This is a genomic window from Haemophilus sp. SZY H68, assembly GCF_018829685.1.
GTDB classification, from domain to species: Bacteria; Pseudomonadota; Gammaproteobacteria; order Enterobacterales; family Pasteurellaceae; genus Haemophilus; species Haemophilus haemolyticus_K.
The window spans coordinates 656,334-669,770 of sequence record NZ_JAHKKB010000001.1; the positions used below are offsets into that span (position 1 = coordinate 656,334).

Here is a 13,437-nt window from a genome sequence, read left to right on the forward strand (position 1 = left end):
TCTTACAAATTGTATTTCAAATAAACTGTCGCCAATGGTGGAATAGAAATCGAAATAGAATTTTCTCGTCCATGGCTTTCAATTTCTTCACTTGTTACATAGCCAAAATTTCCCACGTTGGAGCCTTGATAATACATAGAATCAGTATTCAAAATTTCTTCATAAGTGCCTGCAACATTTACCCCAATACGGTAATTATGGCGTGGCACAGGGGTGAAGTTGCTAATAACAATAATGCGCTCACCATTTGAGCTGCGACGCTCAAAAGCAAATACAGAATTTGCCGCATCATCAACGACAAGCCAATCAAAGCCTTCAGGCGAATAATCCAGTTCAAAGAGCGGTGAGTTTTCTCGGTAAATATGATTCAAATCTTTTACTAATTTCAAAACGCCTTTATGCCAGCCACCACCGATATTTTCATCAAGCAAGAACCAGTCCAAACTTTCTTCGTAATTCCACTCACGACCTTGAGCAAATTCATTGCCCATAAAGAGCAATTTTTTACCCGGATGCCCCCACATATAACCGTAGTAAGCACGTAAGTTCGCAAATTTTTGCCATGCGTCTCCTGGCATTTTATCGAGAAGCGAATATTTGCCATGCACCACTTCATCATGGGAAAGCGGTAGCACAAAGTTTTCGCTGTATTGATACATCATCCCAAAAGTCATCTTATTGTGATGATATTGGCGGTAAATTGGGTCAAGTTGCATATAGGAGAGCGTATCGTTCATCCAGCCCATATTCCATTTAAAATTAAAGCCCAATCCACCATTTTCACTCGGATGAGTCACACCAGAAAAAGAGGTTGATTCCTCTGCAATAGAAATTGCCCCCGCCATTTCACTGTGAATTTTCCAGTTGGTATGTTTTAAAAATTCAATGGCTTCTAAGTTTTCGCGTCCACCATATTGATTTGGAATCCACTCCCCTTCCGCACGGCTGTAATCGCGGTAAATCATGGAAGCCACGGCATCCACGCGAATACCATCTACACCAAAGCGTTCAAGCCAATACAGTGCATTACTGGATAAGAAATTTTTGACCTCATTACGTCCATAGTTATAAATCAAGGTATTCCAATCTTGATGATAACCTTCGCGAGGATCTTCATGCTCATACAAAGCTGTACCATCAAACGCGACTAAACCATGCGTATCACTTGGGAAATGACCTGGCACCCAATCTAAAATCACATTAATTCCTGCTTCATGTGCACGTTTTACTAAACGACGGAATGCCTCAGGTGAGCCAAAGCGACTGGTTGGCGAATAAAGCCCTAGTGGTTGATAGCCCCAAGAACCATCAAATGGGAATTCAGAAAGCGGCAAAAATTCTATATGGGTAAAGCCCATCTCTTTTACATAAGGGATTAATTCATCAGCAATTTGATCGTAATCTAGCCAAAAATTGTTTTCTAAATTACGACGCCAAGATCCTAAATGTACTTCATAAATGGAAATCGGTTGATTCGCTTGATTTGCTTGACGACGTTGTTCCGTCATTTCCACCACATTTGGCAATGCACTCACTTGCGATGCTGTATCAGGGCGAAGTTGCGAACTAAAGGCAAAGGGATCGGCTTTCAAACGAAGATTGCCATAGCAATCAATTAATTCAAACTTATAGAGCTGTCCTAAACTGGCCTTTGGTAAAAAGAGCTCCCATACACCACTTTTTAGATGAAAACGCATAGGATGACGACGTCCATCCCAATAGTTGAAATCCCCCACAATAGAAACACGTCTAGCATTAGGTGCCCATAAGCGGCAATTCACCCCGCTCACACCATCACATTCCATAAAATGCGCACCAAGCACTTCATAGGGGCGAAGCATAGAACCTTCAGAAAGTAGCCATTGTTCTAAATCATCAATCATGGGATGAAAACGATAAGGATCTTCGACTATTTGCGATTCATTGCCCCAAAAAACCTGTAATTGATAAGCAAAAAAATGACGACAATTTGGAATAACACCAACAAAAAAGCCACGCTCATCGACACAATCCAGTTCCGTTATTTCTTTACCACTTTCACGCTCAATCACCACCACTCGATTGGCATCTGGCAACAACGTACGGATTTCAATTCCTTGCTCTGTTTCGTGCATACCAAGCGTAGCAAAAGGATCACCATTGCTCGCATCAAAAAAACCATCAATAATTGCTTGTGTTACTGCGGTTGTCATATTTACTCCTTATACATTTCGCCCTTGGTTAATTTGCACAAAGAACGTTTTTAAAGCTTCATTGCTAAAAATAAACTCTAACGGTCGAGCAAGTTTCTTGCACCAGTTTGGGTATTCATTTGAGGTACCTGGCAAATTAAAACTGATTTCTTGGCTAAGTAAATTTTCTAATTGCACACCAATCAATCGGCTGTTACTTTCCGCTAAATAATGATGGATCATTCGGTTTAAATGATCATGCATCGCCATAGAAAGCGCATCGCCTTCATAATGCGGCGGTAAATAATTATCACGATGTAAACGATTTAATAAGGCTTGTTTATCAATGACACGTTGATCGTATTTTTGCTTGAGTACTTCCCCATTCAGAATACTAAGTTGATTAAATAATTCTAAATCACGGCAATGCCAAAAACTTTGTAATGAGGGAACATCATGTGTACCAATAGTGGCATAAGCATTTCGAGGATAATCAGATATACGAGGAAATTCGCCATTTCGTTGGGCAAAATACAATACAAAATAAGAGAAAATTTGAAACTCGTTTAATTTCCACCGCACTTCATCAGGCACCGTGCCGAGATCTTCACCGATAATCAAACATTCATTACGGACACTTTCAATGGCAAGAATTGCCATTAATTCATCAAAAGGATAATGTACATAAGCACCATCAGCCGCAGTTTTTCCTTCTGGAATCCACCACAAACGGAATAAGCCCATAACATGATCGATGCGTAGTACACCGAAATATTGCATATTGGCACGTAGCATATCGATAAATGGTGCAAAGCCACGTGCTTTTAGCACCGTTGGATTATAAGGTGGCAAATTCCAATTTTGCCCGACAGGGCCTAACGGATCAGGTGGCGCACCAATAGAGGCATTGACACAATATAAATCAGTATCGCTCCATACATCAGCACTGCCACGAGAACTATTCACCGCTAAATCACCATAAATCCCCAACTTCATACCAGATTGTTTACAAAGATTTTGTAATGCGAAAAGTTGTTCTTCCGTGAGCCATTGCAACCAAGCAAAAAATTGGATTTTCTGATGGTGTGTTTTTAATAGGGCTTTTCTTTTTACCGCACTTAAATATTGCCATTCCTTACGCCAGCCAAGCCAACCGATGGTATTTTCTTCTGCTTGATGGTCAGCGTGTTCTTGTAAATCTAATACATTAAATAAGCCCTGTAACAACAAAGGTTCACCTTTGTTTTTTAAATACTCAGAAAAGATTTTTCGACGTATCACAATTTCAGCGGATTGACTACGCTGAAAGAAATCAAACAGGGACTCAAGTGCGGTTAATTTTAAAGCAAATATTGAAGAATAATCGACGCTGTCACTTTCACGTAAAGCAGCAATTTTTGCTTGAATATCCTCACGCTTAAACCAATTTTGCACTGAACGGCAACGCTTAAACTCTGGTAACTCTGTAATCGCTAAATATAAAAAATTCAACCAACGACGAGAGGATGAACTATAAGGACTGGCCCAGTTTGGCACAGCAGGATACGGCAAATGTAATGGATTAATTCCCACATAATCTGCGCCTTGTTTTGCACTTTGTTCAATTAAAGTGGCTAAATCACCAAAATCGCCAATACCCCAGTTTTGTTCTGAGCGTAAACTGTAAAGTTGCACATTTACGCCCCACACTTTTTTATTTTTTAATACGGGTGGTTGAAACGCTGTTTTAGGAGAAATCAGTAAACGAACGATATAATGTTCAGTATCGGAAAAAATAGATAATTGATAATAGCCAAAAGGAAGTGGAGGCAAGGAAAGTGCGGATAAATTTGAAAGTGTTTTTTCTAACAGAATGGCATTAGATTCATCAATCAACTGATAACGATATCCCACAGATGGTGGCAAATCTAGACGATTGAGTCGATAATCAATCGGTTCATCTTCAAATGCAGCCTGTACATCGTCAAACTGTCCTTTCGCTTTTGGCGGAGGCTGCAAAAGCTCAACAAAAGTTGAAACCGTCTTTTCATCTGCGAAAATAAGATGTCCATCAATATCATAATGAGAAAGCGCGATACCGCATTTTTCTGCTTTTTGTTTGAGAGAATCCGAGATTTGCATAGACACCACATGACAACTGTATAACTCTTGTTAGGGATTATAACCAAGCTGAAAGTGATGACAACCGGCTTTATTTAAAAGTGTGATCTTCGTCAATAATAAATTTAAACCAATCAATTACATCGCGTTCATGCACACCATTTTTGATTAAAACATCAGCATTTTTCAAGGAATCCGCATGGCCAGAAATGAGTGGATGCCATTCAGGGAGCTTTTTTCCTTCATAAAGCAAACGATAGGCACAAGTGTCGGGCAACCAATGAAAATCAGGTAAATTCTTTTTGGTGAGTTTGGTGCAGTCGGTTTCAATTTTAAAACGCTCTGAATAATTACCGCACTTTCCAGTTTCCACATCTAAAAGGTTGCAAGCAATTCGAGTGTAATAAAGTTTTTGGCGTTTACCTCGCCCTTGAATATATTTGCGATAACAGCATTTGCCGCAGCCATCACATAAGGCTTCCCATTCAGATTCCGTCATTTCAAGCAGGGATTTTGTTTGCCAGAAATTGGGGTCAAGTTGTATACTAGATTGCATAGTTGATACAAATAAAAAGTGCGGTCAAAATCGCATTTATTTTGACCGCACTTGATTGATTAAAATTAGAAGCCTTCTTTTAAGCTTACCGTTAAATTAAACACCAAATGTTCAGGTCGGCTATCTTTACTATCCGCACAGAAATAACCTTCACGTTCAAATTGATAACCTTTCTCTGCTTCCGCAGCCGCCAAGCTTTGTTCAACAAAACCATGTTTTACCACGAGTGAATGAGGATTTAACACGCTTTCGATATCATCTTCAGCACCTGGATTTGGCACGGTAAATAAGCGATCATACAAACGGAATTCAGCTGGGTGATTATGTGCAGCAGAAACCCAGTGGATTACCCCTTTCACTTTACGACCATCTGCTGGATTTTTACCTAAAGTTTCAGGATCATAAGTACAGAAGATCGTGGTGATTTCACCATTTGCATCTTTTTCTACACGTTCAGCTTTAATCACATAAGCATTACGCAAACGCACTTCTTTACCTAATACTAAACGTTTATATTGTTTGTTCGCTTCTTCACGGAAGTCTGCGCGATCAATATAAAGATCTTTCGTAAACGGTAATTGACGCTCACCTAATTCAGGACGATTCGGGTGATTTGGCGCAGTCAAGGTTTCTTCGCCTTCAAAGTTTTCAATCACTACGCGAACAGGATCAATCACTGCCATTGCACGTGGTGCATTTTCGTTTAAATCTTCACGAATGCATGCTTCAAGTGCAGAATACTCTACAACGTTATCTTGTTTAGTCACACCGATACGACGGCAGAATTCACGTAACGAAGCCGGTGTATAACCGCGACGGCGTAAACCTGAAATCGTCGGCATACGCGGATCGTTCCAACCATCAACAATGCCTTCATTCACTAATTTCAATAATTTACGTTTAGACGTTAACGTACCTTCTAAATTTAAACGAGAGAATTCATATTGATGTGGCAATGGACGTTCAATACTAATATTTTCCAACACCCAGTCATATAAACGACGGTTATCTTGGAACTCTAATGTACATAAAGAGTGTGTAATACGCTCAATTGCATCAGAGATACAGTGAGTAAAATCGTACATTGGGTAAATGCACCATTTGTCACCGGTTTGGTGATGGCTCGCAAATTTAATACGATAAAGCACAGGGTCACGCATGACCATAAATGGTGAAGCCATGTCGATTTTTGCACGAAGACTTAATGTACCTTCAGCAAATTCTCCATTTTTCATTCTGTCGAATAACGCTAAGTTTTCTTCTACGCTGCGATCACGATATGGACTGTTTTTGCCCGGCTCGGTTAACGTACCACGATATTCACGCATTTCTTCTGGAGAAAGCTCATCCACATAAGCCAAGCCTTTTTTAATTAATTCAATCGCATAACCATAAAGCGCATCGAAGTAATCAGATGCATAACGCGGTTCACCTTCCCATTTGAAACCTAACCATTCCACGTCAGCTTTGATGGAATCCACATATTCCACGTCTTCTTTCACTGGATTGGTATCGTCAAAACGTAGGTTACATAAACCTTGGTATTCTTTGGCTAAGCCAAAGTTTAAACAAATAGATTTCGCATGACCGATATGTAAATAGCCGTTCGGCTCAGGCGGAAAACGGGTATGAACGCTTTTATGTTTACCCGAAGCTAAATCTTCATCAATAATTTGAGTAATGAAGTTATGTGTGCGGGTATTTTCCGCATTTTCTAGAGTGTGTTCTGTATTGCTCATAAATTTCTCAATAAATTGAAAATAATTTTCCCATTCTATACGAAAAGTCAGGCGTTGTGAATTTGATCCCAAAACTAACCGCACTTTCTATTTAATAGCTTATGACTTTTTCAGCATTTTTTGTTTAACCGCAAGATTTTTCGTGCAAAAAATAGAATAAATCATTACAATGCCGCCTCTCATGAACAATCGTTCAGTGGTTTGTTTTATAATTGGGTTCGCAAGGGAATAATTTTGTAAAACACAAAAGTGCGGTTAAAATCATCCGCACTTTCCACTCATTTTCGTAAGAAGGAAAACTCAATGTTTAAAATGAAAAATATCACGCTTACTTTGTTGATGTCTAGTGCATTGGTGGGATGTGCCAATATTGGCGATTCTTATCAAGCAAGCCTTGAAGATTACAAGCAATATGAAGAAATTACCAAGCAATATAATGTAAAAGAAAATTGGTGGTCATTGTATAACGATGTGCAATTAAATCGCGTCGTAGAACAAGCGTTAATAAACAACAAAGATTTAGCTAAAGCAGCTGTGGCAGTAAACCGTGCGCTTTATAGTGCAAATTTAGTGGGCGCAAATTTAGTGCCTGCATTTAATGGTTCAACTTCATCAGCGGCACAACGTCGAGTTGATACCAGTGCAAACTCTGCCATTTCACACAAAGGTTCTTTAAATGTGAGCTATACATTGGATCTTTGGCAACGTTTAGCCAATGCCGCTGATGCTGCGGAATGGTCGCACAAAGCAACCGCAGAAGACATGGAATCTGCTCGTTTATCATTAATCAATTCTGTAGTAACAACTTATTATCAAATTGCTTATTTAAATGATGCAATTAGCACAACCAACGAAACGATCAAATATTACACTGACATTGGTAATATTATGCAAACGCGTTTAGCACAGGGTGTGGCAGATGCGGTCAGCGTAGATCAAGCGCAACAAGCAGTATTAACGGCGCGTAATAACAAATTAAATTTTGAAACCCAACGCAAAACGGCAGAACAAACCTTGCGCAATCTGCTAAACTTAAAACCAAACGATGCGTTAAATATCACTTTCCCACATATTATGAATGTGAAAACAGCTGGGGTGAATTTGAATGTTCCTGTATCTGTGATTGCAAATCGTCCTGATGTAAAAGCAGCACAATTCCGTTTAAGTAGTGCATTCAAAAATGCGAAAGCAACTCAAAAAAGCTGGTTCCCAGAGGTTAATTTAGGTGGAAGTCTATCTTCAACAGCAAGTACTGTTGGCACGGCGTTACACAATCCTGTGGCTGCAGGCACGGTCGGAATTAGCTTGCCATTCTTAAATTGGAACACCGTAAAATGGAACGTTAAAATTTCTGAAGCTGACTATGAAACCGCGCGTTTAAATTACGAACAACGTATTACCACCGCTCTCAATAATGTGGATACCAACTACTTTGCATTTACCCAAGCGCAAAGCACATTAAGTAATTTACAGCAAACCCATAGTTACAATCAACGTATCACGCAATATTATCGAAATCGCTATAATGCGGGCGTGTCCGAATTGCGCGAATGGTTAGTTGCAGCCAATACTGAAAAATCATCACAACTTGCAATTTTGAATGCAAAATATCAAGTGTTGCAAAGTGAAAATGCGGTATATAGCTCAATGGCGGGATATTACTCTCGTTAATAAAACTAAACATAGGGCGTTTTTAAACGCCCTTTTTAATATTACATTCCTCATTAAGGTATAAACCTTACCAATAAATATTCCTAAAAATGAAAAAACAACTTACTTTTTATTTTATTCGTCATGGCCGCACTGTTTGGAACGAACAAGGATTAATGCAAGGCAGTGGAGATTCTCCATTAACAGAAGAAGGCATTCAAAGTGCGGTCAAAACTGGGCAAGCTTTACAAAATGTCGATTTTATTGCGGCCTATTCGAGCTGTTTACAACGTACCATTGACACGGCCAATTATATTATTGGCGATCGAAACATTCCCTTATTCCAACATCGTGGATTAAATGAACATTATTTTGGTAGTTGGGAAGGAACAAATGTGGAACTGATCCGACCTTTGCCCGAATTCCAACAAATGATTAATGATCCTGCAAACTATAAAGCTGAATCGAATAGTGGAGAAACCTATGAACAACTAGCCAAACGCGCTATCGTAGCTTTACAAGATATTATTAAGATTCATCAAGAAGGGAATATTTTAGTGGTATCGCATGGCCATACCTTGCGTCTATTGATTGCTTTACTCAATGGCGCAACTTGGCAAAATCACCGAGATAAAGATAAATCAGTATCTTTATTAAATACTGCTATTAGCATCATGCATTATGACAGTGAAAAAGGCTTTAGCCTTAAAAAACTAAATGACACAACGCATTTACAATAGGTAAAAAAAAGCCCCTAAATAATTAGGGGCATCAAAAAGGAATTTATGAATAAAATCTCTAAAGTTTAGCTTTATCAAAGGAATCTCGATAAAACAAGGTCATTATATTGATTAATCTAAAGAATAGCAAGAGAAACCCTTACATTTCTTTACAAATCTTTACAGTTCTTTACATTTTAACATTTCGATAATTACTTGGACCGTCTTTTCCATGCCTTGTAAAGAAACCAACTCGTGTTTACTATGGAAATTATAGCCGCCCGTAAAAATATTGGGACATGCTAAACCTTTAGAGGCTAAAAATGCTCCATCTGTACCGCCTCGAATCGGCTTATGACTTGGTTTAACCCCTACCGCTTTCATTGCTCGATCAGCAAGTTCAATTGATTGAGGAACATTTTTTACCACATCATACATATTTTGGTAGCTATCTTGAATGTCTAACTCAATAGGCTTTTTCAAACCTTTTTTAGCATTAAATTTTTCCACCTGACTTTTAATAAAAGCTTTTCTTTGTGCGAAATTCTGCTCATCAAAATCACGAATTAAATAAGTGAGCTCTACTTGCTCAATATCGCCAGAAAAATCTTCTAAATGATAAAAGCCCGCTTTCCCATCTGTTTTTTCTGGTACTTCATCAACTGGAAAAACTTGCTGGAACTCGCAAGCTAAAGTCAGTGCATTCACCATTTTTCCTTTTGCGTAACCAGGATGAATACTCCGCCCGAAAAACCGCACTTTTGCCGTAGCAGCATTAAAGTTTTCGTATTCTAATTCCCCTACTTCTCCCCCATCAATGGTATATGCCCAATCACAGTAAAACTTTTCCATTGGGAAATAATGGATTCCCAAGCCAATTTCTTCATCAGGCGTAAAAGCAACGCGAATATTGCAATGAGGAATATTCTCTTTTTGAAGAATGGAAAGTGCGGTCATAATTTCTGCAATTCCCGCTTTATTATCCGCCCCAAGCAAAGTGGTTCCATCGGCAACAATCAGAGTCTGCCCGACCAATTTTTGCATAAAAGAATAGTAAACAGGACTAATAAATTCCTCGCCAATACCTAATGCAATATCTCCGCCACGATATTGCTCTATCACTTCAGGGCGTACATTTTTACCACTACATTGCGGAGATGTATCAAGATGCGCAATTAAACCAATGGTTTTCGTTAAGTTAGGATCATTAGCCGGTAAAAATGCGGTCACAACCGCGTATTTACTTACTTGAACATTCTCTAAACCAAGTTGGATGAGCTCTTTTTGCAACTGCATGGCTAACTTCATTTGCCCGACAGAGCTGGGGGAATGCTTCGCATTAGGTTTTGATTGAGTGTCAAAAGACACATAATGTAAAAATCGTTCTAAAAGTTCTGTTTTATCTGTTTGAGAAATCATATTCTCGCTCCTTTTAAAAATATCTTTTTTAGTTTAACGAGAAAAATAGAAAACATCTTGATATATAACAATATTTATAAAATTAATGAAGTAAAATTCATCGAAAGTGCGGGTAAATTTCTTGTTATTTTTATGAACGGCAGTTTTTTTACTTTCTAAGGTATTAAGTCCTTTTAATTATTAACAATTCACTATATCATAGGCGTCTATTTTTATATGTCGCCCCTGCAGTCTTGCAGGTTTTATTTCTACTCAGTACCAAATCATTGGTGAAATTAGGGAGAAAACCAAAGCTAGTGGAAAATCAGCTTCAAAACAAGCCTATTATTGAGCTTCGTTCAATCAAAAAATCCTATGGTTCTAACACCATTATTAACGATTTCAATCTTACAATTAATAACGGTGAATTTGTCACTATTCTCGGCCCTTCAGGCTGTGGTAAAACCACAGTTTTACGCTTACTTGCAGGCTTAGAAGAATTGGATTCAGGTAGCATTATTTTAGATGGTGAAGATATCACCAATGTACCAGCGGAAAAACGTCACATTAATACTGTATTCCAAAGCTATGCGCTATTTCCACATATGACAATTTTTGAGAACGTGGCTTTTGGTTTGCGTATGCAAAAAGTACCAAACGACGAAATTAAACCGCGTGTTTTAGAAGCCTTGCGTATGGTACAGCTAGAAGAAATGGCTGATCGTAAGCCAACCCAACTTTCTGGCGGACAACAACAACGTATTGCCATCGCTCGCGCCGTAGTAAATAAACCAAAAGTGTTGTTACTTGATGAGTCTTTATCTGCATTGGATTACAAATTGCGTAAACAAATGCAAAATGAACTCAAAATGTTACAACGTCAGCTTGGCATTACCTTTATTTTCGTCACCCACGATCAAGAAGAAGCAATTACAATGTCTGATCGTGTTGTGTTGTTGCGTAAAGGTAAAATCGCACAAGATGGTTCTCCACGTGAAATCTATGAAGATCCAGCTAACTTATTCGTTGCTCGTTTCATTGGCGAAATTAACGTATTTGAAGCAACGGTGATTGAACGTAAGTCAGAACAAGTTGTACTCGCGAATGTTGAAGGTCGAGTTTGTGATATTTACACAGACATGCCTGTTGAGAAAGATCAAAAACTTCAAGTACTCCTTCGCCCTGAAGATATTGTGATTGAAGAATTAGATGAAAATGAACATTCTAAAGCGATTATCGGCCACATTGTTGACCGCACTTACAAAGGAATGACATTAGAATCAACTGTAGAATTTGATCATAATGGCATGCGTGTACTTGTAAGTGAATTCTTTAACGAAGACGATCCACATATGGATCATAGCGTAGGTCAACGCGTAGGCATCACATGGCATGAAGGCTGGGAGGTTGTTCTCAACGATGAAGATAATCAATAATAAATTCCAGAAAATTACTGTTGCGATTATCTTCAGTTGGCTCATCTTCTTTGTGTTGATTCCAAACTTATTGGTATTCGCCGTAAGTTTTCTGACTAGAGACGGTAGCGACTTTTACGCTTTCCCAATCACCATTGAAAACTACACAAACTTGTTTAATCCGCTTTATGCACAAGTTGTGTGGAATTCATTGTATATGTCGGGCATAGCTACCATTATTTGCTTATTAGTTGGCTATCCATTTGCTTTCATGATGAGCAAAATTAATCCTAAATATCGACCGCTCTTATTGTTCCTTGTGGTTTTACCATTCTGGACAAACTCGTTGATCCGTATTTATGGAATGAAAGTGTTTCTCGGTGTGAAAGGTGTGCTTAATACCATGTTGATGGATATGGGAATTTTGAGTGAACCAATTCGCATTTTGAATACAGAAATTGCGGTAATCATAGGCTTAGTTTATTTGCTATTGCCATTTATGATTTTGCCGCTCTACTCTGCGATTGAGAAATTAGACGGTCGCTTATTAGAGGCAGCAAGAGATTTAGGTGCAAATGCATTCCAACGTTTCTTCCGTGTTATTTTACCACTAACCATGCCAGGCATCATCGCAGGGTGTTTATTAGTGTTATTACCAGCAATGGGTATGTTCTACGTTGCAGACTTACTTGGCGGAGCAAAAGTATTGCTAGTTGGTAACGTAATTAAGAGCGAATTCTTAATTTCTCGTAACTGGCCATTTGGTTCTGCAATCAGTATTGGTTTAACTGTTCTAATGGCATTGTTGATTTTCGTGTACTACCGCGCGAACAAACTATTGAATAAGAAAGTGGAGTTAGAATAATGAGTCGTTTACTACGTAATGCATTTATGTTTGTGGTATACGCTTATTTGTATATCCCAATTATTATTTTGGTTACCAATTCCTTTAACGAAGATCGTTATGGTTTAAGCTGGAAAGGCTTTAGCTGGAACTGGTACGAGCGTTTATTTAATAACGACACCTTAATACAAGCTGCAATTCATTCGGTGACTATTGCATTTTTTTCAGCTACACTAGCTACTATTGTTGGTGGGTTAACGGCAATCGCACTTTACCGCTATCGATTCCGCGGTAAACAAGCGGTAAGCGGTATGTTATTTATCGTCATGATGTCACCAGATATTGTAATGGCGGTATCTTTACTTGCATTATTTATGGTTGTGGGTATTTCATTAGGTTTCTGGTCTTTATTACTGGCTCATGTGACCTTCTGTTTACCGTATGTGACCGTAACTATCTTCTCTCGCTTAAATGGCTTTGATTCTAGAATGTTAGAAGCAGCGAAAGACTTAGGCGCAAGCGAAGTGACCATTTTACGTAAAATTATCCTTCCTTTAGCATTACCTGCAGTTGTATCTGGTTGGTTATTAAGTTTCACTATTTCATTAGATGATGTTGTGGTTTCATCATTCGTCAGTGGTGTAAGTTATGAAATCTTACCATTGAGAATATTCTCTCTAGTGAAAACTGGTGTAACACCTGAAGTTAATGCTTTAGCAACGATTATGATCGTGCTTTCACTGGCTCTTGTCGTTTTAAGCCAGCTTATTACACGAAAAAATAACCATTAATAAACAAAAGGTTTCACAAACCTTTGAATTTAAAATAGAATACGCCTTGACGCA

Annotated in this window: 10 protein-coding genes; 5 read left to right on the forward strand and 5 right to left on the reverse strand. The window is 38.6% G+C overall.

Translation table 11 applies throughout. The annotated features are described in order from the left end of the window. Positions 1-2: 2 nt before the first annotated feature. From glgB to glnS, 4 genes are all read right to left on the reverse strand, one after another. Complete coding sequence (glgB, locus tag KP712_RS03105) at positions 3-2,192, reverse strand: 1,4-alpha-glucan branching protein GlgB (protein ID WP_215770560.1); 2,190 nt, start codon at positions 2,190-2,192, stop codon at positions 3-5. A 9-nt stretch (positions 2,193-2,201) separates the two neighbouring features. Next, positions 2,202-4,292: a 4-alpha-glucanotransferase gene (gene malQ / locus KP712_RS03110; RefSeq protein WP_215770561.1), complete on the reverse strand. Its 2,091-nt coding sequence runs from the start codon at positions 4,290-4,292 to the stop codon at positions 2,202-2,204. A gap of 70 nt (positions 4,293-4,362) precedes the next feature. Continuing rightward, on the reverse strand, positions 4,363-4,827 hold the full coding sequence (locus KP712_RS03115) for a YcgN family cysteine cluster protein (protein WP_215770562.1): 465 nt from the start codon (positions 4,825-4,827) through the stop codon (positions 4,363-4,365). 65 nt (positions 4,828-4,892) lie between these two features. Then, positions 4,893-6,566: a glutamine--tRNA ligase gene (gene glnS / locus KP712_RS03120; RefSeq protein WP_215770563.1), complete on the reverse strand. Its 1,674-nt coding sequence runs from the start codon at positions 6,564-6,566 to the stop codon at positions 4,893-4,895. Between the two features lie 303 nt (positions 6,567-6,869). Between glnS and KP712_RS03125 the strand changes: the two genes are divergently transcribed. Together KP712_RS03125 and KP712_RS03130 are read left to right on the forward strand one after the other, a co-directional pair. Then, a complete protein-coding gene (locus KP712_RS03125; RefSeq protein ID WP_111407894.1) occupies positions 6,870-8,237 on the forward strand; it encodes an efflux transporter outer membrane subunit in 1,368 nt (455 codons plus the stop codon). 89 nt (positions 8,238-8,326) lie between these two features. After that, entirely contained in the window at positions 8,327-8,956 is a 630-nt protein-coding gene (locus tag KP712_RS03130) for a histidine phosphatase family protein (protein ID WP_111407893.1), read from the forward strand. A gap of 159 nt (positions 8,957-9,115) precedes the next feature. Here the strand turns inward: KP712_RS03130 and pepT are convergent, their stop codons facing one another. Then, positions 9,116-10,354: a peptidase T gene (pepT, locus tag KP712_RS03135; RefSeq protein WP_111407892.1), complete on the reverse strand. Its 1,239-nt coding sequence runs from the start codon at positions 10,352-10,354 to the stop codon at positions 9,116-9,118. 296 nt (positions 10,355-10,650) lie between these two features. Between pepT and potA the strand changes: the two genes are divergently transcribed. Genes potA through potC form a run of 3 tightly spaced genes read left to right on the forward strand, consistent with a single transcriptional unit; the run spans position 10,651 to position 13,383 of the window. Then, positions 10,651-11,769 (forward strand): spermidine/putrescine ABC transporter ATP-binding protein PotA, encoded by a 1,119-nt coding sequence (potA, locus tag KP712_RS03140; protein WP_165818753.1) that lies wholly within the window; start codon positions 10,651-10,653, stop codon positions 11,767-11,769. Continuing rightward, positions 11,753-12,613 (forward strand): spermidine/putrescine ABC transporter permease PotB, encoded by an 861-nt coding sequence (potB, locus tag KP712_RS03145; RefSeq protein WP_005638601.1) that lies wholly within the window; start codon positions 11,753-11,755, stop codon positions 12,611-12,613. The genes potA and potB overlap by 17 nt, the downstream gene beginning before the upstream one ends. Then, positions 12,613-13,383, forward strand: a complete 771-nt coding sequence (potC, locus tag KP712_RS03150) for a spermidine/putrescine ABC transporter permease PotC (protein WP_215770564.1) — start codon at positions 12,613-12,615, stop codon at positions 13,381-13,383. The genes potB and potC overlap by 1 nt, the downstream gene beginning before the upstream one ends. Positions 13,384-13,437 lie beyond the last annotated feature (54 nt).

Coding starts and splice junctions, on each gene's coding strand:
- glgB (WP_215770560.1), bottom strand. CDS start 2,192: ATGACAACCGCAGTAACACAAGCAATTATTGATGGTTTTTTTGATGCG.
- malQ (WP_215770561.1), bottom strand. CDS start 4,292: ATGCAAATCTCGGATTCTCTCAAACAAAAAGCAGAAAAATGCGGTATC.
- KP712_RS03115 (WP_215770562.1), bottom strand. CDS start 4,827: ATGCAATCTAGTATACAACTTGACCCCAATTTCTGGCAAACAAAATCC.
- glnS (WP_215770563.1), bottom strand. CDS start 6,566: ATGAGCAATACAGAACACACTCTAGAAAATGCGGAAAATACCCGCACA.
- KP712_RS03125 (WP_111407894.1), top strand. CDS start 6,870: ATGTTTAAAATGAAAAATATCACGCTTACTTTGTTGATGTCTAGTGCA.
- KP712_RS03130 (WP_111407893.1), top strand. CDS start 8,327: ATGAAAAAACAACTTACTTTTTATTTTATTCGTCATGGCCGCACTGTT.
- pepT (WP_111407892.1), bottom strand. CDS start 10,354: ATGATTTCTCAAACAGATAAAACAGAACTTTTAGAACGATTTTTACAT.
- potB (WP_005638601.1), top strand. CDS start 11,753: ATGAAGATAATCAATAATAAATTCCAGAAAATTACTGTTGCGATTATC.
- potC (WP_215770564.1), top strand. CDS start 12,613: ATGAGTCGTTTACTACGTAATGCATTTATGTTTGTGGTATACGCTTAT.